This is a genomic window from Vibrio sp. 10N.247.310.98, from assembly GCF_041467395.1.
Lineage (GTDB): Bacteria > Pseudomonadota > Gammaproteobacteria > Enterobacterales > Vibrionaceae > Vibrio > Vibrio crassostreae_C.
Genome location: NZ_JBFSUL010000008.1, coordinates 42,605 through 66,842, shown reverse-complemented (window position 1 = coordinate 66,842; position 24,238 = coordinate 42,605). Strand labels below are relative to the sequence as shown.

The window sequence follows — 24,238 nt, the reverse complement described above, 5'->3', positions numbered from 1 at the left end:
CTACACTTTCGTCCTTCGTTAGACGCAAAGTTTTAAAATTCAATAAACACTTCATGTTGTTGACCATCTCTCTCGACCACCAGATTTAGCTCTGTTAGTTCTGAGATGGAACGGAATATGTTGCCCATAGCAGCAGGGTCTGTCAGGTCTTGTCCATTTAACTGAGTGGCAATATCTCCGTTTTGGAGCCCAACAGAGTTAAAAAGTTCTGAATCTTTGCCAGGGCTCACACGATAACCGATCACTTTATCGTCACGCTTCACCTGAGACAGTCGAACATATTGGAAGATTTGTTGCGGATCTTTCATTATCTTCGCTTTAATTTCATCAAGCTTCTCTTCTGCTGAAGCCGGATTATTACCACGAACCGAAGAAGAGCTACGAGGTGGCGCAGGCGCTGATACAGCCAAACGCTTGTACTCAATACCTTCAAGCATCAAGGTTTCGTCTCGTCCTGAGTTATCAATGATAACGCGGTCGATTAATACCGCTTTTAACTTGGCTCGAGTGCCTTCAATCTCTTCATTAATTCCGTAGGTCGCTTGCGTGCCGCGATTGGCGATCACCGCTAAGCTCAGTTTTGGATTCGAGCTCGCGACTGCACCCACTAAAACGAGGTTTAATCGCGTCTTAGGCGCATCTTGGATAACTTGCTGTTCAACCACAGCGGGCGTGCTTGGGTTGTAAGCACCAAACATGTTGCTCTGCTGCAAAGAAGAGATATCAAGGGTCGATTGAGGTGCTGAAGATGATGAAGCCGTTGCTGTCCAAGGCGCGATAGTTTGCTCAGCAGGTTCGATAAACCATGCAAGCTGCCCTAAGATCCATGCGGAAGCTGCAATCAATACACAACAGGTCGCTAAGCTTAGTTTCTGCTGAAGTACAAATCCATTCTCTAATAAGCGGCTCAACATAGGAGAATTCCCTACGCGATTTTTGAGCTCTAAAAAGTTCACTTTCCTAGTCCCTTTTCATGACGACAAACGCTGCAAATCATTAAACTTTCAGCTTTTTTATTCATTCGTTCGATACCAAGCTTATTTAAGCAATAAGATCCTGAACTATATCATAGCAAATCGATAAATCGGCATAACATGGCTATTTTGTATTATGACTTGAAAAAAATGCCAACCGCCTCCACTTTAAGCTTCTACTTAATGTGATAAGCATCATCAAAAACATGTTGCGCACTGTTCGTTACAGTTAAACCGCATTCATTTCTCACTTAATAAGGCACAGCCCTATATGAAAACTGCTAATGAAGCTGTCAGACTCGATAAATGGTTGTGGGCAGCTCGTTTTTACAAAACCCGGTCTATTGCTCGCAACATGGTCGATGGTGGCAAAGTCCACTATAATGGTCAGCGCAGCAAGCCAAGTAAAATTGTCGAACTTGGGGCTGTGATTACACTGCGCCAAGGTAATGAAGAAAAGACGGTAACGATCGAGAAAATCTCAGCCCATCGTGGTGGAGCCCCGATCGCTCAAACCCTCTATGAAGAAACCACCGAAAGCTTGGCAAAAAGAGAAGAGTTTGCACAACAGCGCAAGCTAAATGCTCATAGCCCAGCACCAGAACGTCGCCCAGATAAAAAGCAACGTCGTGACATCATCAAGTTCAAGACTCAATAAGCTAGAAGGAATAGCCAAATGGCAGACCCAATGTCTACAAGTAATGTTTTAAATCGCTACCTATTTGAAGACCTATCAGTACGTGGTGAATTGGTACAGATGGACGAAGCGTACCAACAGATTATTTCTAGCAAGGAATACCCAGCTCCAGTACAAAAGCTGTTGGGTGAGCTACTGGTTTCAACGACGCTACTAACGGCGACCCTAAAGTTTGAAGGTTCTATCACGATGCAGCTGCAAGGTGACGGCCCAGTATCTCTAGCAGTTATCAATGGCGATCACGATCAGAAGATCCGTGGTGTTGCTCGCTTTGAAGGCGATATCGCAGACGACGCAGGTCTACACGCCCTAATGGGTAAAGGTCATCTAGTGATCACTATCGATCCTAAGAAAGGTGAGCGTTACCAAGGTATCGTTGGTCTTGAAGGTGACACGCTTGCACAAGTGCTTGAAGGCTACTTCGCTAACTCTGAACAGCTTAAGACTCGTCTATGGCTGCGCACTGGCGAGCATGAAGGCAAAGCACACGCTGCAGGTATGTTGCTACAAGTAATGCCTGACGGCACCGGTACTCCAGACGACTTCGAGCACCTAGAGCAACTAACAGACACCGTGAAAAACGAAGAGCTATTCACTCTAGAAGCGAACGAACTGCTTTACCGTTTGTACAACCAAGAGAAAGTACAGCTATTCACACCACAACCGGTTGAGTTCTTCTGTGGCTGTTCACGCGATCGAAGTGCAGCAGCAATCATTACTGTTGCTCAAGAAGAGATCTACGACATCCTAAGCACCGAAGGAAGCGTTGGTCTACACTGCGATTACTGTGGCACAAACTACTCGTTCGACAAGAATGATGTTGATGCACTGTACGCAGAAGCAGCAGATAAAGGCAGCAATACGGTTCATTAATTTACGGCGTACCAAAAACACGTAATTTACCCCAAAAAGGTCAGCCCTCAGCTGGCCTTTTTTGTGATCAAAATAGCGCAAACTCCGTAACATCTCGTAATAAAATCACCGCTTAATTTTAATCAATTAATAATGTTCTCGCCCCTAGCGCAAAGGTTTGCGTACAGGATAGACTAGTTGGGCCAATATGTGACGAGACGCTTAAAACCCCATGGCTAATATGGATATTTTTTGAGCTATATCCCTGTTTCCCCCGAGTCTCGTTGCTAGCATGGTGAGCAGATAACAATAAAAAATTAATACAAAATCCCTACAAAATATCCTACAAGGAGCACCTATGACCGTTATGGAACATACAAAGGCTGCACAAATTGATCTAACTAAGCACGGACTGACTGGCGTTACTGAAGTTCTTCGTAATCCTAGCTACGAGCAGTTATTCGTTGAAGAAACACTGCCAGGTTTGGAAGGCTACGAAAAAGGCGTAGTAACGGAACTAGGCTCTGTTGCGGTAGACACTGGTATCTTTACTGGCCGCTCACCAAAAGATAAGTACATTGTTAAAGATGACACGACCCGCGATACCATGTGGTGGTCAGATCAAGGCAAAAATGACAACAAACCGATTACAACTGAAGTATGGAATGAGCTGAAAGAGCTTGTGACAACTCAGCTATCTGGCAAGCGCCTGTTTGTCATCGACGGTTATTGTGGTGCTAACCCTGATACGCGCTTAAGCGTGCGTATTATCACTGAAGTAGCGTGGCAAGCGCACTTCGTTAAGAACATGTTCATTCGTCCAACTGACGAAGAGCTAGCAACGTTCGAACCTGATTTCGTGGTAATGAACGGTGCTAAAACAACTAACCCTAACTGGGAAAAGCAGGGTCTAAACTCTGAAAACTTCGTTGCTTTCAACCTAACAGAGCGCGTTCAAATCATCGGTGGTACTTGGTACGGCGGTGAGATGAAGAAAGGCATGTTCGCAATGATGAACTACCTGCTTCCTCTGCAAGGCATTGCTTCAATGCACTGTAGTGCAAACGTCGGCGAGAAAGGCGATGTAGCCATCTTCTTCGGTCTATCTGGTACAGGTAAAACTACGCTTTCAACCGATCCTAAGCGTGAGCTAATCGGTGATGATGAGCACGGTTGGGATGACGATGGTATCTTCAACTTCGAAGGTGGTTGTTACGCGAAGACGATTCGTCTATCTAAAGAAGCAGAACCTGAAATCTACAATGCAATCCGTCGTGATGCACTACTAGAAAACGTAACAGTTCGTGGTGATGGTTCTATCGATTTTGATGACGGTTCAAAAACTGAGAACACTCGTGTTTCTTACCCAATTCACCACATCGATAACATCGTTAAACCAGTATCAAAAGCCGGTCACGCTCAAAAGGTTATCTTCCTGACTGCTGATGCATTCGGTGTACTGCCACCCGTTTCTAAACTGACTCCAGAGCAAACGAAGTACCACTTCCTATCTGGCTTCACTGCAAAACTAGCGGGCACTGAGCGTGGTATTACTGAGCCAACGCCAACGTTCTCTGCTGCATTTGGTGCGGCATTCTTAACTCTCCACCCAACTCAGTACGCTGAAGTGCTTGTGAAGCGTATGGAAGCAGCTGGCGCTGAAGCTTACCTAGTGAACACAGGTTGGAACGGTACTGGTAAACGTATCTCTATCCAAGATACGCGAGGCATCATCGACGCTATCCTAGATGGCTCAATCGACAACGCTGAAACTAAGGTTATCCCTATGTTTAACCTAGAAGTGCCACTAGCGCTGCACGATGTTGACCCAGCGATCCTTGACCCACGCGATACGTACACTGACCCTCTACAATGGGAAAGCAAAGCGAAAGATCTAGCCGAGCGCTTCATCAACAACTTTGATAAGTACACAGACAACGCTGAAGGTAAGTCACTGGTTGCAGCTGGTCCTCAACTGGACTAATCCAACCATCTGCTCGGGCTTAGCCAAAAGCAAACGCCCAATTTAAAATGATATTTTTGTAGCAAGCCCCTCTTTTGAGGGGCTTTTTTGTTGATGCTTGACCCTTTTTGTTCCACTCTGTTTTAAGACTATTGAAATTTAAGGCTTTCAGGGAATGAAAAAGGTATTCATGGTGTTCGGCATTGTGTTGGCTATCGCCGTTGCAACTATCGCAGCGCTGCTATTAAGCCTGCAGACCCAATACCGTGCGGATGTTGCCAACTTTTTTATCAAACATACGATTGAACAACCTGTATTCATTGAAGATGTTGAGTATCAGGCGCCTTATCACATCACCTTAATGGGCATTACCCAAAGCCAACCAGAAAAGCAAACACCTCTGTATATCGACAAGATCGATCTTTGGTTCAGCCCCAGCTCGATGACAGAGGCCAAACTGGTCTTTGAATCTGTTTTGATCAGCGGCCTACAATTAGAGGCAGACGATCTAAAAACACTGACTTCTTTATTTACCCAGCTAAACATCAAGCTCCACCAGCTGGCCATCAACAATCTCGACTTTTCGACGCCAGAGTTTAATGCGCGAGGCATCGACCTGCAGATCTCCGCCCCAAAATGGAACAACGACAACTCACTTCTCCCTTATGGAAAAACCCAACTCTCTGCCTCACAACTGTATTGGCAAGGTGAAGCATTCGATAATCTGTTGATTGACCTAGACTTAAAACCTAGCGATAGCACGCTTTATGGTGCTTCATTTGACTGGCGTGGCGCCAAGATTTCCGGTCAAGCAGAGCAGTATCAACAAGATTGGTCGTTGGTGAACGTGACCGTCGATGGATTACGACTCAATCAGAAACAGACCCGAAGCCTACTAAGCAAAGAATGGGATGTTGCAGGTATTCAGATCAATCACATTAATAGCTTAGATATTCTACGTAGCGACGTAGAGTGGCAAGATGGCCACCTCGCAGCCTTTGATGCCTCACTAGAAAATATCCAACTACCTTTTGAAATCTGGAAGCAGCAGAAAGCCATTTTCTCTCTGCAAGCAGAAGGAGTGACCATTGATGATGACATGTTCATCGAGCCAAGCCTCAAGCTCAACCTAGAAACAAACCAGATTCTGATTGAAGATTTCTATACTCAATTCCTGCAAGGCACTGTTCAGCTCAATGGCGAAGTCACCCCTAGCAGCATTCAATTAGCGCAACTTGACCTGCAAGGCATCAAGTGGATTACCGAAAACCAAGATAGCCCTCTAGTCGTAGCTCGACTAATACCTTGGCTTACACAACTCCAGAACGTCGAGATTAGCCGACTTAATATAGAACGCAGTCAACTCATCCAACTCGCACAACAACCTTACTGGCAGGTCTCTGGATTACATGTCGAGGGGCATCAAGTTCAACTGCTGCAAGATAGAAAACTGGGCTTGTGGCAAGGGAAGCTGATGGCGAGCGCCAATGATGCCAGCTACCAAAATATTCTCAGCGCACAGCCTGTGGTTGAGATGAATAGCGAACAAGGAAAATGGACGCTGACACGTCTGTTTGCACCACTCAGGAATGGCTACATTGAAGCCAATGCAACGCTCGATTTTAACCAAATCAGCAAGCCATGGAGCTTAGATATTTCTGCCGATGGGTTACCCATTGCGCCTATGCTGCAGCGACTTGAATTACCACTCGATGCAACCGGCTATGGCGAGTTTGAACTTCAAGCCGCAGGTTTATATGGCGACTCACTGATGCTCGGTTACTCAACCACAGGGCAACTCACTGGCAGCGTTCGCCAGGGTGTGATGACCTTTAATGACAAGCTTTCTGAAACATCGACTGATAACGTGTTTGAAATTCCAGAGCTTAATGCGCATTTTGACCGTGGGCGCTTCACTCTCGAACCGATGCACATTATTGGTGCGTCAGCAGCAGAGCAAGGCGAACAAAGGGTTCAAACGCTCAATGGCGAGGCTTCTGGAGAACTCGACTTGCTTAAAGCCGAGCAACACACCCTCTCGATTACCCTATCGGACCCATGTCATCAAATCTCAGGAAAGCTCACCCAAGCTGAGTATTCGGAGATTAACGACTGCCAACAAAAAAACGCCACTCCTCAGGAGTAGCGCCTTGTATCTTTAATCTGTATCTGTATCTGTATCTGTTAGCCAGTGTCAGCTATACGTTTACGTTGGAGTCTGTTGATAATCGCTTTTTGTAGTCAGGGATCAGCATATAGGTTCCCGTAAACTCTACCGCTTCCACATCGCCGCTATGAATGGTCACGTGAATGATGATACGAGCCTTTCGACCTGAAGCGAGACGATCTAAATCACCACTGATTCCATCCAATGAAGTAGCAGCAACTGGGTTTTGCTCAACCGGGTGACGATAACGAATATTACTGTCAGCCAGAACGATATCACCAGTAAGTCCACGCTCTTTCATCAACAACCAAGTCATTCCCCAGCCTGTTAATGTCGCTAAGGTGAAAGCTGAGCCTGCAAACATGGTGTTGTGAGGATTAAGGTTTGGGTTCAACTGAGCACTACATTCAAACTGATAACCCGTGTATTGGTTAATTTTGATACCCATCTTGTCACTGATCGGAATTTGATTTTCCCAGCGCTGTTGTAGCTCATTACACCATTCAGGCTTACGCAGTACATCAGCCATCGGATCAAGGTGCTTCACCATCTGCTGATGACGAACTGGACCACGCTGATCATTAATTTCACCACGACGCTCAAATTCGTTTTTCTCATAGAATGAGATCGCATCTTCACGTGCATTACACACTAGACGTTTGGCACCCTCTTGGCGAGCCAGTGACTCTAACGCCACTAAAATCAATGAGCCCATGCCTTTACTTCGACGAGAGTTCTTTACCGCCATATAACGGATCTGACCTTCGAGGTCTGGAGTGATGTAAAGGCGGCCAATCGCCATCGGACGGCCACGACCATCGACAATCATGCGATGGTGACTCATGGCATCATATTCATCACGCTCGGAACCTACCGGCATTCGCCAAGGTTCACGGAGCATCTGCCAACGAAAATGGTAATACTTGTTCAGTTGATTTTCGGTGGTCGGTGTTATCAGTTTAAACATGCTTATCCTTTTAAGTTTAAACCTGCAGCCAGAATGTTACTGGGCCATCATTAACCAATGACACTTTCATGTCGGCTGCAAATCGGCCACGTTCCGTTGGCAATACTGATTCACATTGGTTAGAGAAATAATCGTAAAGACGCTCCGCATCTTCAGGGTTTGCTCCACGAGAAAAGCCCGCTCGAGTTCCCTTTTTTGTATCGGCTGGCAGTGTGAATTGAGAAACCACCAACACTTTACCTTCAACCTGTTTTACGTTGAGGTTCATTTTTCCGTCTTCATCTTCAAAGACACGATAAGTTGTTACTCGTTCCATCAAACGTTTGGCTTTGGCTTCGTCATCACCTTTTTCTACGCCTAATAGAACCAATAAGCCTTGTTCAATCTCACCAACTACTTCGCCATCAACTCGAACGGCAGCTTCACTTACTCTTTGAATCAGGGCTATCACTGTTGTTTCCTTGTTCTGGAATTTCATCGTTATCCGCTGAGTGTACCATTTCTTGCGAGTCACTCCACTGTTCGTGCTCACCAAGCGCGGCTGTCACTTCAGCTCCGACTAGCACGATCAGCCAACACAAATAAACCCAGACAAAAAGAATTGGTATTGCCGCCAATGCGCCATAAATCAACTGGTAAGAAGGGAATTGAGTAATGTAGGCCGCGAAGCCTTTCTTACTGAGTTCGAACAACAGAGCCGCCACTAGAGAACCTGCAGCCGCATGAGAAAAGTGTATCTTTTTGTTGGGAACCAACAGGTACAGACCGAAAAACGCAAAGAAAGAGAGAATCAAAGGAAGTTTGCGAATCACGGTGTTAAAGGCGCCAGACACCACTTCGTTTTGCAACAAGCTCAATGATGTCACATAAGAAGTGGCTGCAATGCTCGCCCCAACTAAAATAGGTCCAAGCGTGAGCACCATCCAGTACATAGAGAAAGACAGCACCGCTCGTCGCTTCTCATCGACACGCCAGATGTAGTTTAAGTTCTTATCAATATTCGAGATCAGCATCAATGCTGCAATGAATAAGAACACACTGCCCACCGCCGTCATTTTTCCGGTATTGGCAACGAACTCGAGTAGAGCACCATGCACCGCATCTCCAGACGCGGGAACAAAGTTGGTAATAACGAAGTTTTGAATCACTAGGCCAACATCAGCAAAGACTGAAAATGACGATAAGATAGAGAGCAAAACCGTCAACATCGGTACGATCGAGAGCAAAGTAATGTACGCCAAGTAACCCGCATTCACATTGACCCTATCGTGCGTCATTCGCGCCAAAAGATAGCGAGAAAACTGAATACTGAGTGTGGCGACCTTTTTTATCTTCAACTTGTAACTCCCTTGTAACTCGTTCATAGTCCTAATTATTATTCCGATATATCAATCACAGTGAATAAGTGTTCAAAAATAGCGTAGGAAAAAGGCTTGAGAACAAGGCAGAGTTTTTTGACAAGTAGTTATTCTACAATCAAAAATTCTAACGCCGTTATCGAGCATTTTAACAAGCTAGGTTGAGCGGTTATTTACTACGATTGATATTATTTAACTATAGGAAACTAGGATGCCTTATTTAATAGTTATAGTCCTCTCTATTTTTACTCTTACTGGATGCCAATCAGCTTATTACTCCGCAATGGAGCAAGTGGGCTATCACAAGCGTGACATTATGGTTGATAGAGTGGAAGACGCTAAAGAGTCACAGAAGGATGCTCAGGAAGAGTTTACCAGCGCACTTGAAGCACTCAGCAGCCTGACTAACTTCAGTGGCGGCGACCTTGAAGACATGTACAACCAAATCAACGATAAATACCAAGACAGCGAGAAAGCCGCGCAAAATGTCAGTGACCGCATTGCTGCGATTGAAGATGTGTCGGATGCGCTGTTTGAAGAGTGGCAGAGTGAGTTAGATCTCTACACCAGTGATTCACTGCGCCGCTCGAGCGAGCAAAAGCTTCGTGAAACTAAATCGTCTTACCAAAAGATGCTGTCAGCAATGAAGCGCGCCGAGAAGAAAATGGACCCCGTGCTCAATACCCTTCGCGACAACACGCTTTACTTGAAGCACAACCTCAATGCGAGCGCTGTCGGTTCACTGCAAGGTGAGTTTATGAGCTTAGAAAAAGACATCGCGTACGCGATCAAACAGATGAATGCAGCGATTGCCGAGTCGGATAAATTCCTTGCTCAGCTAAATCAGAAGTAACGCCTGAAAAGACAAAACAAGATAAGCCCGTATGAACCCAATCATTATAACTGGCGGCCCTGGTGCCGGAAAAACCACACTGATAAATGCGTTGGCTGGTGCGAGTTACCCCACCTTCGCAGAGTCCTCTCGCCAGTTAATAGAACAGCAAAGTCAGCTTGAAAACGGTATCTTGCCTTGGGTAGACCTTCCCGGCTTTGCTGAGCTTTGTTTAGGTGTGATGAGCGAGCAAAAAGACCAAGCCAATCAACATCCGATTGCCTTTCTCGATCGCGCTATTCCAGACATTTGTGGCTATTTGGCTCAGGCTAACCTAGAGATAGATGCGGCCTACCGAGAAGCAAGCAAAGGCTACCACTCACAAGCCTTGTTCTGTCGCCCTGAGGCTTCAATTTATGTACAAGATGATGTGAGACCTTATCCGTTTGAGGAAGCGCTAGAGATTCACCACGCTTTAGAAAGAGTCTACCAAGAACTTGGCTATGAGGTGGTTGAAGTGCCGTTTATGCCAGTCGAAGAACGGCTTCAATTCGTTGAGCGTTACTTAGGTATCAAAAGCTAGATCCCCAACTCGGTCGTTCCTCCCTCTTGAGGATGACTAAATCTCGTTTAACCGTATCTAAACAAACTAAAAAACAAAAGCCCCGAGCAGCTAGGCTACTCGGGGCTTTCTTATCTACTTAGCTAGAAGCTAGTCAGCTGGCAATTAAGCCTTAGCTGGACGTGCTGCACGCTTACGTTCGTTTTCAGTAAGAAGCTTCTTACGGATACGAATGCTTACTGGCGTTACTTCTACTAGTTCGTCTTCGTCGATGAACTCAAGAGCTTGCTCTAGAGTGTGACGGATAGGTGGCGAAAGAACCTGTGCTTCATCAGTACCAGATGCACGAACGTTCGTTAGCTGCTTACCTTTCAGACAGTTTACTGTTAGGTCGTTTGAACGGTTGTGAATACCGATGATTTGACCTTCGTATACTTCATCCGCGTGCTCAGCAAATAGACGACCACGTTCTTGTAGGTTGAATAGTGCGTAAGTCAGAGCTTTACCAGTTGCGTTCGAGATTAGAACACCGTTGTTACGTTGACCGATTACGCCGCCTTTGTGAGGACCGTAGTGATCAAATGAGTGGTAAAGAAGACCAGAACCAGACGTTAGAGTTAGGAACTCAGTTTGGAAACCGATAAGACCACGAGAAGGCATCATGAAGTCCATGCGAACACGGCCTTTGCCATCTGGAGACATATCAGTTAGCTCACCTTTACGTAGACCGATGTTTTCCATGATGCCACCTTGGTGCTCTTCAAGCACGTCAATAGTCACAGTTTCAAACGGTTCAGTTAGGTTGCCATCTTCGTCTTTCTTGATGATAACTTCTGGACGAGATACAGCTAGCTCGAAACCTTCACGACGCATGTTTTCGATCAGGATAGATAGGTGAAGTTCACCACGACCTGAAACACGGAAACGATCTGGGTTATCAGTTTCTTCAACACGTAGTGCAACGTTGTGTACTAGTTCTTTCTCTAGACGCTCAAGGATGTTACGTGAAGTAACGAACTTACCTTCTTTACCCGCGAACGGAGAAGTGTTTACTTGGAACGTCATTGTTACTGTTGGTTCATCAACAGAAAGCGGAGTCATTGCTTCAACATTGTTTACGTCACAGATAGTGTCTGAAATTTTCAGCTCACCAAGACCAGTGATTGCAATGATGTCGCCAGCGTTAGCTTGCTCAACTTCGTGACGGTCAAGACCTAGGTAACCAAGAACTGTACCTACTTTACCGTTACGTTTTTTGCCTTCTGCATTGACGATAGTTACTTGTTGGTTTGGTTTAACAGAACCACGAGTAACACGAGCAACACCGATAACACCTACGTAAGAGCTGTAATCAAGTTGCGAAATTTGCATTTGTAGTGGACCGTCAAGGTCAACTGCAGGCGCGTCTACTGTATCAACAACAGCTTGGAACAATGGTTCCATGTTCTCGCCAGTTTCGCCTTCAGTCATTGTTGCCCAGCCGTTTAGAGCTGAAGCGTAAACAACTGTGAAGTCTAGTTGCTCATCAGTAGCACCTAGGTTGTCGAAAAGGTCGAATACTTGATCCATAACCCAATCAGGACGAGCGCCTGGGCGGTCAATCTTGTTGATTACAACGATTGGCTTAAGACCGTGTGCGAATGCTTTTTGCGTTACGAAACGAGTTTGAGGCATTGGGCCATCAACTGCGTCAACGATAAGCAGAACAGAGTCAACCATAGACATGATACGCTCAACTTCACCACCGAAGTCCGCGTGTCCCGGAGTATCTACGATGTTGATGCGGTAATCATTCCAGTTGATTGCTGTGTTCTTAGCAAGAATGGTAATGCCACGCTCTTTTTCGATGTCATTCGAATCCATGACACGCTCTTCAGCTTCACCACGAGACTCAAGAGTGCCTGACTGTTGTAGCAGTTTATCAACCAAAGTCGTTTTACCGTGGTCAACGTGCGCGATGATCGCGATATTTCTTAACTTATCAATCTGTGGAGTAGACATGGATTCTCGATTCACTCATAAAAGTAGCCGTCACTTATCTCAAAAGTTTGGATAATAACCGCTAGCTTGATTTAAAAAACGGTCAATAATATACCAGATTCTAGACAAAAACCCAGAAATATGTGATCTGAACCGGGGCTTTTTTCTTTATTAGCGATTCATATCCGCTTAACTTTGATTCAGTACAGTGTTGAACAGCCCAATTCGTAGGACTCTAAAAAAGTATCACCTGCGAGTGGCGAACCAAATCTCCCGCAAAATAACAAAAGTGGATTGACAACTTAGGCAATTCATTGCTGAATGGTGCTCGCTTATGTCTCATATTGGTGCACAGACAAACAATTGCACCAATAAGGTGCACCCGGAGATCATTTTGGTGCAAAAACCAAATTAAGCAAAACCGAAAAACAAGTAAATCATTGAAATTAATGGAATAATTTTTTTGGCACGTTTTTGGCTATAGATAAATCAGCATCGATTAATGCACTTATAGACATTAATCAATGCTAGTTTCAACCGAATCGAGCTAATACCGAATTAATAACACTGGAGGTTATCCAAGATGTCAGTAGAAAATGTACTATCCCTGATCCAAGAGAACGAAGTTAAATTTATCGACTTACGTTTTACTGATACAAAAGGTAAAGAGCAGCATATCTCTATTCCTTCTCACCAAGTTGATGCAGACTTCTTCGAAGAAGGCAAAATGTTTGACGGCTCTTCAGTAGCTGGTTGGAAAGGCATTAACGAATCTGACATGGTAATGATGCCAGACGCAGCATCTGCTGTACTGGACCCATTCACAGAAGACGCAACACTAAACATCCGTTGTGACATCCTTGAGCCTGCAACAATGCAAGGCTACGACCGTGACCCACGCTCTATCGCTAAACGTTCTGAAGAGTACCTACGTTCTACAGGTATCGCAGACACAGTTCTAGTTGGTCCAGAGCCAGAATTCTTCCTATTTGACGACGTTAAGTTCTCAAACGACATGTCTGGTTCTTTCTTCAAGATCGATGACGTAGAAGCAGCTTGGAACACAGGTTCTGACTTCGAAGGCGGTAACAAAGGTCACCGTCCTGGCGTTAAAGGCGGTTACTTCCCAGTAGCTCCAGTAGATTCATCTCAAGACATCCGTTCAGCAATGTGTCTAGTAATGGAAGAGATGGGCCTAGTTGTTGAAGCTCACCACCATGAAGTAGCAACTGCGGGTCAAAACGAAATCGCTACTCGCTTCAACACGCTAACAGCGAAAGCTGATGAAACTCAAATCTACAAGTACGTTGTACACAACGTTGCTCACGCATTTGGTAAAACAGCGACATTCATGCCTAAGCCACTAGTTGGTGACAACGGTTCTGGTATGCACGTTCACCAATCTCTAGCAAAAGACGGCGTTAACCTGTTTGCTGGTGATAAGTACGGCGGCCTATCTGAAATGGCTCTTTACTACATCGGTGGTGTAATCAAGCACGCTCGTGCAATCAACGCGTTTGCTAACCCATCAACTAACTCGTACAAGCGTCTTGTACCTGGTTTCGAAGCACCGGTAATGCTTGCTTACTCAGCACGTAACCGTTCTGCTTCTATCCGTATCCCAGTAGTACCAAGCCCTAAAGCACGTCGTATCGAGCTACGTTTTGGTGACCCAGCAGCTAACCCATACCTATGCTACTCAGCAATGCTTATGGCTGGCCTTGACGGCATCAAGAACAAGATTCACCCAGGCGAAGCTATGGATAAAGATCTATACGACCTTCCTGCAGAAGAAGCAGCTGAAATCCCAACAGTTGCAGAATCTCTACAAGAAGCTCTAGCAGCGCTTAGCGAAGACCGTGAGTTCCTAACAGCTGGCGGCGTATTCTCTGACGATTTCATCGATTCTTACATCACTCTGAAATCTGACGACGTACAACGCGTGAACATGGCTACACACCCACTTGAGTTTGAACTGTACTACTCAGTTTAATCTCCTGTAGAGATAAGCCATTTCTTACTGCAACCTTGTAAGAATCGCTGACTAAATATTAGGCTCGCCTCGCAGGCGGGCCTTTTTTATATTCTCCCTCCCCCCGCTTCCTCGTACCATACCTTAGACAAAAGCCCTCAGAGGCTGTCGCGCTAAATACAATAAAACCAACGCCAAACGTGAAATCACCTAGCGGTGAAAAGAGGCTAAAGATATGAAAAACATACTGTTCCTAATCGGGTTAACAGTCGCGCTCTCGTGCTCTGCTCAAACGGTGTATACCTGGATAGATGAAGATGGCGTGCTCCACTTTAGTGATAACCCTAGCGCTCAAGATGCCGAGGCTCTTCGCCTGCCAGATGTGCAAGCTTCAGCACCCGCCCCTAAATTTGAGGCCTCAACTCCGGTTGACGCTGCTGCTTCCTCTACAACTAAAACGGCAACGCCAGCCAAAACTCAGGCAGAAACCGAAACCACAAAGCGCGAGGTTCCTACTCAATTAGCCCTCACCATGTTGACTCCAGTTCATGATCAAACCATTCGTAGTAATCGCGGCTTAATCCCGATTCAGATAGAACTCAACCGAAAGCTTGGTATAGGTGAGCAATTACAATTGATGCTCGATGGCCGTCGATATGGCGCCCCACAGACCCAACCTATTTGGGAATTAAAAGGTATCGATCGAGGTACTCACACCATTGCAATTCAAGCACATAGAAGCGGCAAGCTTATTGCATCTACTAGTCCAGTCACCGTGTATTTACATCGAGCGACGCTCAAGTAGGCCAATGTGTTAAAAGAGGCCAAATAACCTCTACTTTTCACCTAATCGAAGCAGCTTTCAGCGACTCTAATGAATTATCTTTAGCTTCTGGTTGATATGCGCCATACTTGAACTTAGCTACGCACCAATTTGGTGCAGTGAGAAAAACACCAGTTCAAGGACGAAATAGTGAATCGATCAGCCAAAAGCGACAGCATAGATACACATCATCTTTCCAGCGCCATTCTCGACAATATGGTGACTTCGACATTGATGCTCGATGAGCAATTGTATGTCCGATACGCCAATCCGGCCGCTGAGCAGCTCTTTTCACAGAGCGCACGACGCATCGTTGATCATCCACTGAGCCAACTTATCCAACACGCTTCACTTGATTTGGCACTGTTGACGCAACCGCTACAAAGTGGCCAGAGCATTACCGACAGTGACGTTACCTTCGTTGTTGATAACCGCCCACTGATGCTTGAAGTCACGGTTAGCCCAATCTCTTGGCAACGAGAGACGCTGTTATTGGTTGAGATGCGCAAGATAGACCAGCAAAGACGCCTCAGCCAAGAGCTCAACCAACACGCACAACAACAAGCAGCTAAGCTGTTGGTGCGCGGGTTAGCACATGAGATTAAGAACCCACTCGGTGGCTTAAGAGGTGCGGCGCAGTTACTTGGAAAAATGCTTCCTGATCAGTCTCTTAATGAATATACACAGATCATTATTGAGCAAGCCGACCGCCTAAGAGCTTTAGTTGATCGCCTGCTTGGCCCTCAGAAACCGGGGACGAAGTCAGAAGAGAACCTACACCAGATACTTGAGAAAGTCAGACAGCTCGTGGAACTCGAGTCGGGTTCAACGCTCGCCATCGAACGAGATTACGACCCGAGCTTACCGGACATTCTGATGGACTCAGCACAAGTTGAACAAGCGATGCTCAATATCGTGAGTAACGCGGCACAGATTTTAAAGGCCCAAGAATCAGGGAAAATCACCATTCGCACCAGAACGGTGCATCAAGCCAATATTCATGGGCAGCGACACAAACTCGCAGCGCGCATTGAGATCAGCGATAACGGCCCCGGCATCCCCGATGATTTAAAAGATACGCTGTTTTACCCAATGGTCAGCGGACGAGAGGGTGGCACAGGGCTGGGGCTATCGATTTCTCAAAACCTGATCGATCAACACAATGGGAAAATTGATGTTGAAAGCTGGCCAGGCAACACCACATTCACGATTTATCTACCGATTTAGGTCATAAGAACCTCGCTATTGGACAGCGAGATGAAAGGCTTAGCTCGGTAACACAAAGATTAAGACATCATAAAAACAACAATGATTATCACAATAGATTTGGCTGCAAAGGAATTGAATTATGAGTAAGGGATACGTTTGGGTCGTCGATGACGACAGCTCTATCCGCTGGGTAGTAGAGAAAACACTTTCATCTGCGGATATTAAGTGTGAAACATTTGCTGATGCTGAGAGCGTGTTGCTTGCGCTTGAGCGCGAGACACCGGACGTATTGGTGTCTGACATTCGCATGCCCGGCATTGACGGGATTGAGCTGTTGCATCAGGTTCATCAACGCTCTCCCGACCTGCCCGTGATCATTATGACCGCGCACTCAGACCTTGATGCGGCGGTGAATGCTTATCAAAAAGGCGCCTTTGAATATCTTCCAAAGCCGTTCGATATTGATGAAACACTGACTCTAGTCGAACGAGCGATCGCGCACAGCCAAGAGCAGAAACGCGAACAAGCCAGTGAGGTCGCTGAAGACACCAACGCGCCAGAAATCATCGGTGAAGCACCGGCAATGCAGGAGGTTTTCCGAGCGATTGGCCGTTTGTCTCGCTCATCCATATCCGTGCTGATCAATGGTGAATCGGGTACCGGTAAAGAATTGGTCGCTCACGCTCTGCATCGTCACAGCCCAAGAGCTAAGAAGCCCTTCATTGCCTTGAACATGGCAGCAATCCCCAAAGATCTGATCGAGTCTGAACTGTTTGGCCACGAAAAAGGTGCCTTTACCGGTGCTAACAGCGTTCGCCAAGGACGCTTTGAACAAGCCAACGGCGGCACCCTATTTCTGGATGAGATCGGTGACATGCCACTCGATATCCAAACTCGCTTGTTGCGTGTACTTTCTGATGGTCAGTTCTATCGTGTCGGCGGTCACTCTGCAGTTAAGGTAGACGTTCGTATCGTTGCCGCAACCCACCAAGATCTTGAGCGCTTAGTGCATGAAGGTGACTTCCGTGAAGACCTTTTCCACCGACTCAACGTTATCCGAATCCATATCCCGGCACTTCGCGAACGTAAACAAGACATTGAAAAGCTGACTCATCACTTCCTAGCATCCGCCGCCGAAGAGCTCGGTGTTGAAGTGAAGACACTGCATCCTGAGACCATTTTGAAGCTCAACCAGCTCAATTGGCCTGGTAACGTACGTCAGCTTGAAAACATTTGTCGTTGGCTTACCGTGATGGCCAGCGGCAGCGAAATTCTTCCTTCAGACCTGCCACCAGAGCTGCTAGAAGAAAAAGTGGTGACCACCTCAGGAACTGGAGATAACTGGCAACAACTGCTCGCTAATTGGGCAAAGTGTGCGCTTGATTCAGGAGAAAAAGAGCTGCTAACTTATGCTCTGCCAGAATTTGAACGTATACTGCTAGAAGCTGCACTCCACCACACTAATGGTCATAAACAGGATGCAGCTAAGGTTTTGGGATGGGGAAGAAACACCCTAACTCGTAAACTCAAAGAACTGTACTAGACCTTATATGATTCTCGATGCAGCTACTTTTTAACCAAAAAAGTGTCGCTTGGTTTGAATAGTGTCGGTACAATTACAGTACACTATTCACCACAGTTGTAGCTAAAGATGTCTTTGAAAACACAAATTACTTTGAGAACCGCAGTGGTTCTGCCATTCGTGATGATTTTTCTGTTCACTATGGGTGTAATGGTTTTCACTCAAAAGCTAAGCTACAAAGAGATGGTGAGTGATGTTAGTGCACGCCAGCTGACATCACTGACTGACAATGTTCATCAAAGCCTGTCTAATTTTTTAGAAAAGCCATTTCACGCCAACCTCTCGCTCAGCCATAACATCGGCTACCACCATCTTTATCAAGCAGGCAATCTTAGTAAGGTCCAAGACTATATTTTTTATACGTTTTCAGACCATTACACTGCTGTACCTCAACTCGATGCGATCGGCTTTGGTTCTGAAGATGGTAACTACGTCGGTTTCCGCAAAGAAGCCAACAAAGGCTACACCTTGATGGTGCAAGACGAACGCACCAATGATCAGCTGGTCATTTACCGTGGCAGCAAAATTAGTGAAGACATTCGATCGGTGATTTCAGGTTACGATCCTAGAATCCGTCCTTGGTACACACCCATTGCGACACAGAAAAAACCGTTATGGTCACCAATTTATGCCAATGCTGACGAACGTCAAGAAATCACCTTATCTGCTCTAGCGCCTATCTATGATGATAATGAATTCAAAGCCGTCGTAGTCAGCGACATCAAAATCAATACCTTCAATGCGTTTCTCAGAAAGCTCAAAGATAGAACGGATGCCTCTGTTTACATCATCGATAAGCAGCAACGCTTGGTCGCGCACTCAGGCGGAGGCAGTATCGTTTCATGGGGCACAGGACAAACCAACAAAGGGCAACGCAAACTAGCAACAGAGAGTGCTAATCCAGTCATACGTGAGAGTGCTAGCTACGTAGAGCAATTCCACCTAATCGAGAATTTGGGTGAGCAGCGCTTTAGTTTTAGCCTAGACAACGAACGCTACTTCAACCAAATCACCCCATACGAAGATGAGCACGGGCTCACGTGGTTTATTGGGGTGTCGATCCCTGAAAGCAATCTGCTCGGTGAATTGCCAGAAAATCAAAGAAACAGTTGGTTGCTTGGGCTAGCACTGAGCTGCATTGGGGTCATTGCAGGATTAATTGCCTTTAATCGCGCAACCCAACCCATCACCTCGACAGCGGATGCGGCAAAACGCCTTGCTAAGGGCGATTGGGACGCGAGCATGCCAAAAACAGGGCATATATATGAAACCAGCATGTTGGTCGAGTCATTCAATGAAATGACCAACAACTTAAAGGCTTCGTTTCATGCATTACAGTCTCAACTTACCTATGACTCATTAACCAAGCTATACAGCCGTGAAGGCTTTATTGACGCTGCCAAGAAACACCCCGACAACGAAAAAGGCACACTGTATTTGATTGGTATTGATCGCTTCCGAGACATCAATGACAGCCTAGGTCATTACAATGGCGACCAGCTACTTATCATTGCGGCCGCTCGTTTAAGAGGCACACTGCCATCCGAATACCTACTAGCTCGCACTGGTGGTGATGAGTTTGCCATCTACGCGCCAAACGTAACGCAAAGCGATGATGTTCAGCTACTGACTAACCGCTTACTTCAAACCTTCGCTTCCCCATTTTCAATGGAATCGGAAAGCGTGGTGATTAAGGTATCGATGGGGATAGTGAATGTCTCGAATCTTCACGACATTACACTCCTGCTACGCAGCAGCAGCATTGCATTGAGCAATGCGAAACAAGACAAAACCAGTGTCTGTATTTATAGCCTTGAAATGGGCAAAGCATCGAGACATCGCACCAAGATGTTAGCGCGGATGAACCGAGCGATTGAGCTTCAACAGTTCGAACCGTTTTATCAGCCTATTATTGATCTGGAATCTGGCTCGACCATAGGAGCAGAAGCTTTAGCTCGCTGGATAACGGATGAAGGGGTGATCTCGCCACTCGAGTTCATTCCTCTCGCGGAAGAGAGCGGGCTCATTGACGATATCGGAAAACAAATTCTGCATAAGTCGTGTCGAGATACAGCCATCGCGATTGAGTCAGGAAAATGGAGCAAGGACTTCTCTATTCACGTTAACCTGTCGGTCGATCAACTGAGTGAAAGTGGCTTTGTGGAACAAGTAAAAGGCACGTTGCGAGACACAAATCTGCCAGCAAGCAACCTGACACTAGAGATCACCGAATCACGCATCGTCGACAACGACCCGACCATCATCGATAACATGCTGACTCTAAAAGCACTAGGGATATCAATTGCGATTGATGACTTTGGTACCGGCTATTCGTCACTGGCTTACTTACACAAACTGCCATTCGACTGCCTTAAGATCGACCGCAGCTTTGTCAGCAAACTTGATAAAGAGAACCTAGATAGCTCCATCGTCGCGGCCATCGTTAACATCACTAAGGGCTTCAAAGTAAGCTTGGTGGCAGAGGGCGTTGAAACACAGCAACAGGCTGAACTTCTCAAGCAGCTGCAGTGCCCGCTTGCTCAAGGCTTCTTATACAGTCGCCCAGTTCCGTTTGACCAATGGCCTACCGACCTCATCAACTCCAAGCAAAGTGCCAAGGTCAAACAAAATACCACTGAGAGTCTCACCTAAACCAGGCAGAAATCGAATGAGTCAGATACAAAAATGCCAGCATGATGCTGGCATTTTTTATTGTTCTATTCTCTATCGAGCGATTAGATAACGCGAGAGAATTGCTGTTGGCGAGCCTTGGCACGTAGGTATTTATCAAAACACATACAGATGTTACGGATCAGCAAACGGCCACGCAAAGTCACGCGGATTTCTTTATCATCGACTTCAACCAACTCATCGTTGATAAAAGTTTGTAGAAGCTCTAAATCTTCTTTGAAGTAGCGATTAAAGTTAACCGAGAACTCAGATTCGATCATGGTCTTATCAAGCTTGAAGTTACAAATCAGCTGCTTGATCACTTCACGACGTAGAAGGTCGTCACTGTCTAGAGCAACACCTTTCCAAAGTGCATGACGCAGGTCATTCACCTGAGCGTAGTACTTCTTCAGCTCTTTCTGATTTTGTGCGTAAGCATCACCAACCATAGAAATCGCAGAAACACCGAAACCAATTAAGTCAGCTTCACCTTGGGTGGTGTAGCCTTGGAAGTTACGATGCAGAATACCTTCACGCTGTGCTACGGCTAGCTCATCTTCAGGTAGTGCGAAGTGATCCATACCAATGAACTGGTAACCCGCTCCCGTTAGCGTCTCGATGGTATCTTGCAAGATAGCCATTTTCTCTTTCGCTTCAGGTAGATCTTCGTCTTTAATCTTACGCTGCGCCGCAAACAGCTGAGGCATGTGTGCGTAGTTAAATACCGATAAACGGCCCGGCTTCATTTCTAACACTTGCTTCAATGTTTCAGCGAACAAAGCTTGAGTCTGCTTTGGTAGGCCGTAGATCAAATCCAGATTAGTTGAACGGAAGCCTAGCTCTTTCGCTCGTTTAACCATCGCAATGATGAACTCTTCATCTTGCTCACGGTTAACCAGTTTCTGCACTTCTTTATTGAAGTCTTGCACGCCAATGCTCAGGCGGTTGAAGCCTTCGTTACGCAGGTGGTCAAGTACGTCTAGCTCAATCTCACGCGGGTCAACTTCAATACTGATTTCAGCGTCAGCGGTGAAGTTAAACTCTTCACGCAAAATACTCATCAAACGAGTGATTTGTGTTTTGGTCAAGAACGTTGGCGTACCACCACCGAAGTGCAATTGCGTCACTTCACGGCCATTCAATAAAGAGGCGCGTTGGCGGATTTCATGTTCAATCACATCAAGGTACTCATCCGCTTTATGCGAGTGACGAGTAATGACTTTATTACAACCACAGTAGTAACAAAGCTTGTGGCAGAACGGGATATGCACGTAAAGAGAGAGTGGACGCTCAGGATATTGAGTACACGCCATGTCGTAATCAGCGACGGTAAACGCTTCATGAAACTCCAACGCAGTTGGGTATGAGGTGTAACGAGGTCCCGAATAGTTGTACTTGTTTAAGATCTCTTGATCCCAAACGATTTGCTGATTCGTTGTTACTGGCTTGCTCGACATAGCGGTATTTCCAATTTAGATCCGCGAGAACCTAAGGTCTCTCAAATCATTTTACATACATTAAAATATAGACGGGTTATTTTGCCACACGACCTGTAAGGTCGTTCCAAGACAAAATCAATTTTTTAGACAAAAACTCAGAACTGCTAGCTTGATCACTAACAAAGCGTCGGGATTAACGAGACGCAAAAGGTAAGAAGGCTCATTTAACACTATCTATAAAGATAAGGTGTCTCAAGAACACCCTGTATTAAACAAGCCTCTATTTTAAATAGTCTTAGCGACTAGATCATCTGAATGTTGATTTGGTTGTTGAGAGGTTTAACCTTCTCTTGCAACCTTTTCAGATCTTCAATGACCGCATCATTCAAGCGAGTCTCTGCCTTATGGCGCGTGAGATTCTGCTGCATGCGCTCTTTCTTCGTCAGTTCCTGTCTTGCCTCTCCGCGAGCCATATCTTTTACGATATGGTACAGCTCAGAAAGAGCAGGATACTCAGAATCAAAATCGACACGCTCATCACCCTGAACATTATCCATAATGATACACACTCGGATACTGATCTCAGGTAAGTCACATTGCCCTTGAATGCCCGCTAAGCACAAAGTATTTACGTTTTCGTAAATCGTCGCGTTGCGTTTTTCAATGGCTAGTGCTTGATGCTGCTTTTGCAACTCCGTCTGCTTCTTCACTTGAAGTAGAAGGTAACCTGCGTAAGAGCCCAAGCCGAGAATGATAATTCCACCAGCAATTGCTAATAAGGTTACGTTCACTGGCTATTAACCTTTAAAGCTGTCTAAATCGAAATCTTCGAATTGAGATAGCAAGTCTTCGTCAGAGCTCGCTTTCTTCTTAGAGGCAACCGGTGCTTCTTCGAAGATCTCTTCTTCATCGTCTTCTGGCTCTAGTAGACCTAAGCGGCCCATTAGGTGTTCGATACGATCAAGTTTCTCATCAACAAACTTCTGTAGACCAGCACCTAGGTTTTCACCATTTTCGATACGATCTAGGAGTGTGTTCAGTTGAGCGTCATTCTCAAGCATCTCTAACTCTTGTTCGTTAGATAGCTTGCGCTCTTGTTTAGTCGGCTTCTTCGCTGGTTCAACGATCAGCGGAATTTTTTTCTTGCTGCCTAAACGTGGATCACGAGCTTGTGCAGCTTTACGTTGTTTTGCTTCGCTACCATCTGAGTGACGGCTGCCAGACTTAAGGCCTTTACGCTTTTTAACACGCTTACGTTCACGACCTTCAACATCAGATTCACTACGGTTACGAGTAACCATAGGCTCCGGAGCGCCAAGTGCTCCCGGCTTTCTTGATTTCTTACTACGACCCATTACTGCACTTTCCTCAGTAAAATTACATCATTTCCAAAAAATTCTAGTTCGAGCTTATCCCGCTCTGCCAAAAACTGGAATGTTTGACGACTAAAGAAGACGACATGTGTCGGGTCATTCTTGTAGTGCCAACCAGCAAACGCGTCTACGTCTATTACTAGTTTAGTCATAAGACCAATCCAGCCCTTGGGTTTAACTAAATTCAACCATTGCTGCCACACTTTGTCTGGGTGATAAAGATGCTCTATTACCTCCGTGGCAGTCATAAAGTCATACGTTTTTTCCAACACAGAGGGTTCTGGGTGGTAATAGATATCGTACAACTCCATGGTGTGTCCGGCTTCTTCTAACATAATAGATAGCGTAGGGCCTGGGCCACAACCAAAATCCAACCCGTGTGAGTTAGATGAAATTTTGTCTGTTAGTGGATCCGCGATGCGAGATAAAAAGCGGCGATAGCCTGCATCACTAGGATCGTTCTCATGGAGATCATAGTGTGCTTTTTCTTCTTTTGCTTCTAACCTTTGTTCAGGTTTAACAAATACCAGTTCACATTGCTGACACTGCAGATAGGCTCTGCGTTTGTCTTCAAAATAGTGATTCACGCCTTGGTGATGGCATAAGGGACAAGTATACATAGCACATCCTTAAACAGGGATGCGAAACATACCAGAAACTGAGTTTATAGTGGAGAGGTATTGGGTGTTTTTTCATCAAATCAATAAAAAAAGCGATAGGAAAACCTATCGCTCTCTAAATCTGCCTATATCGGCCAAAATTTGCATACTCAACTTGGTACACAAATCTCCATTTGTTATTGGTGCTTTCCATGCCAA

General features: G+C 45.7%; 20 protein-coding genes. 11 read left to right on the top strand and 9 right to left on the bottom strand.

The genetic code is table 11. The annotated features are described in order from the left end of the window. Positions 1-32: 32 nt before the first annotated feature. Entirely contained in the window at positions 33-914 is an 882-nt protein-coding gene (gspC, locus tag AB6E78_RS05520) for a type II secretion system protein GspC (RefSeq protein WP_017062489.1), read from the bottom strand. A 331-nt stretch (positions 915-1,245) separates the two neighbouring features. Between gspC and hslR the strand changes: the two genes are divergently transcribed. The 4 genes from hslR (at position 1,246) to AB6E78_RS05500 (ending at position 6,632) form a co-directional block, all read left to right on the top strand. Next, positions 1,246-1,632, top strand: a complete 387-nt coding sequence (hslR, locus tag AB6E78_RS05515) for a ribosome-associated heat shock protein Hsp15 (protein WP_017062490.1) — start codon at positions 1,246-1,248, stop codon at positions 1,630-1,632. Positions 1,633-1,650: 18 nt separating this feature from the next. Next, a complete protein-coding gene (gene hslO, locus AB6E78_RS05510; protein ID WP_017063067.1) occupies positions 1,651-2,544 on the top strand; it encodes an Hsp33 family molecular chaperone HslO in 894 nt (297 codons plus the stop codon). A gap of 337 nt (positions 2,545-2,881) precedes the next feature. Continuing rightward, entirely contained in the window at positions 2,882-4,507 is a 1,626-nt protein-coding gene (gene pckA, locus AB6E78_RS05505; RefSeq protein WP_017062492.1) for a phosphoenolpyruvate carboxykinase (ATP), read from the top strand. Positions 4,508-4,661: 154 nt separating this feature from the next. Further along, positions 4,662-6,632: an AsmA family protein gene (locus AB6E78_RS05500; protein ID WP_372132702.1), complete on the top strand. Its 1,971-nt coding sequence runs from the start codon at positions 4,662-4,664 to the stop codon at positions 6,630-6,632. A 52-nt stretch (positions 6,633-6,684) separates the two neighbouring features. Here AB6E78_RS05500 and AB6E78_RS05495 read toward each other — a convergent pair whose 3' ends face one another. From AB6E78_RS05495 to AB6E78_RS05485, 3 genes are read right to left on the bottom strand one after another with little or no spacing between them, the layout of a single operon-like run. Next, positions 6,685-7,620, bottom strand: a complete 936-nt coding sequence (locus AB6E78_RS05495) for a YiiD C-terminal domain-containing protein (RefSeq protein ID WP_372132699.1) — start codon at positions 7,618-7,620, stop codon at positions 6,685-6,687. 16 nt (positions 7,621-7,636) lie between these two features. Continuing rightward, positions 7,637-8,071 carry a D-aminoacyl-tRNA deacylase gene (gene dtd / locus AB6E78_RS05490; protein WP_010433531.1) on the bottom strand — a complete coding sequence of 145 codons (435 nt, stop codon included), beginning with the start codon at positions 8,069-8,071 and terminating at the stop codon, positions 7,637-7,639. Continuing rightward, positions 8,043-8,984, bottom strand: a complete 942-nt coding sequence (locus AB6E78_RS05485; protein ID WP_372132696.1) for a virulence factor BrkB family protein — start codon at positions 8,982-8,984, stop codon at positions 8,043-8,045. Before AB6E78_RS05485 ends, dtd begins: the two co-directional genes overlap by 29 nt. 205 nt (positions 8,985-9,189) lie before the next feature. Here AB6E78_RS05485 and AB6E78_RS05480 point away from each other — a divergent pair, with 205 nt between their 5' ends. Further along, complete coding sequence (locus AB6E78_RS05480) at positions 9,190-9,831, top strand: DUF2959 domain-containing protein (RefSeq protein WP_372132693.1); 642 nt, start codon at positions 9,190-9,192, stop codon at positions 9,829-9,831. A gap of 31 nt (positions 9,832-9,862) precedes the next feature. After that, positions 9,863-10,393, top strand: a complete 531-nt coding sequence (locus tag AB6E78_RS05475; RefSeq protein ID WP_017063061.1) for an AAA family ATPase — start codon at positions 9,863-9,865, stop codon at positions 10,391-10,393. Between the two features lie 144 nt (positions 10,394-10,537). Here the strand turns inward: AB6E78_RS05475 and typA are convergent, their stop codons facing one another. Next, a complete protein-coding gene (typA, locus tag AB6E78_RS05470; RefSeq protein ID WP_017059220.1) occupies positions 10,538-12,373 on the bottom strand; it encodes a translational GTPase TypA in 1,836 nt (611 codons plus the stop codon). 562 nt (positions 12,374-12,935) lie between these two features. Between typA and glnA the strand changes: the two genes are divergently transcribed. The 5 genes from glnA (at position 12,936) to AB6E78_RS05445 (ending at position 20,590) form a co-directional block, all read left to right on the top strand. Beyond that, positions 12,936-14,345 (top strand): glutamate--ammonia ligase, encoded by a 1,410-nt coding sequence (glnA, locus tag AB6E78_RS05465; RefSeq protein WP_017059221.1) that lies wholly within the window; start codon positions 12,936-12,938, stop codon positions 14,343-14,345. Between the two features lie 214 nt (positions 14,346-14,559). Next, complete coding sequence (locus tag AB6E78_RS05460) at positions 14,560-15,129, top strand: DUF4124 domain-containing protein (RefSeq protein WP_017059222.1); 570 nt, start codon at positions 14,560-14,562, stop codon at positions 15,127-15,129. A 168-nt stretch (positions 15,130-15,297) separates the two neighbouring features. Then, complete coding sequence (gene glnL, locus AB6E78_RS05455) at positions 15,298-16,374, top strand: nitrogen regulation protein NR(II) (RefSeq protein WP_017079339.1); 1,077 nt, start codon at positions 15,298-15,300, stop codon at positions 16,372-16,374. A 121-nt stretch (positions 16,375-16,495) separates the two neighbouring features. Continuing rightward, positions 16,496-17,899, top strand: coding sequence for a nitrogen regulation protein NR(I) (gene glnG, locus AB6E78_RS05450; protein ID WP_017059224.1), 1,404 nt, complete (start codon positions 16,496-16,498; stop codon positions 17,897-17,899). A 108-nt stretch (positions 17,900-18,007) separates the two neighbouring features. Further along, positions 18,008-20,590 (top strand): EAL domain-containing protein, encoded by a 2,583-nt coding sequence (locus AB6E78_RS05445; protein ID WP_372132689.1) that lies wholly within the window; start codon positions 18,008-18,010, stop codon positions 20,588-20,590. Positions 20,591-20,673: 83 nt separating this feature from the next. On the opposite strand, the gene hemN is transcribed toward AB6E78_RS05445, so the two are convergent. The 4 genes from hemN to AB6E78_RS05425 all read right to left on the bottom strand — a co-directional run bounded on the left by hemN (position 20,674) and on the right by AB6E78_RS05425 (position 24,040). Next, positions 20,674-22,065, bottom strand: a complete 1,392-nt coding sequence (gene hemN / locus AB6E78_RS05440; RefSeq protein ID WP_017065810.1) for an oxygen-independent coproporphyrinogen III oxidase — start codon at positions 22,063-22,065, stop codon at positions 20,674-20,676. Between the two features lie 284 nt (positions 22,066-22,349). Continuing rightward, a complete protein-coding gene (locus AB6E78_RS05435; RefSeq protein WP_017060164.1) occupies positions 22,350-22,838 on the bottom strand; it encodes a DUF2489 domain-containing protein in 489 nt (162 codons plus the stop codon). 6 nt (positions 22,839-22,844) lie between these two features. Then, entirely contained in the window at positions 22,845-23,402 is a 558-nt protein-coding gene (gene yihI, locus AB6E78_RS05430; RefSeq protein WP_017060163.1) for a Der GTPase-activating protein YihI, read from the bottom strand. Beyond that, positions 23,402-24,040: a class I SAM-dependent methyltransferase gene (locus tag AB6E78_RS05425; protein WP_010433503.1), complete on the bottom strand. Its 639-nt coding sequence runs from the start codon at positions 24,038-24,040 to the stop codon at positions 23,402-23,404. The genes yihI and AB6E78_RS05425 overlap by 1 nt, the downstream gene beginning before the upstream one ends. Positions 24,041-24,238: the final 198 nt, after the last annotated feature.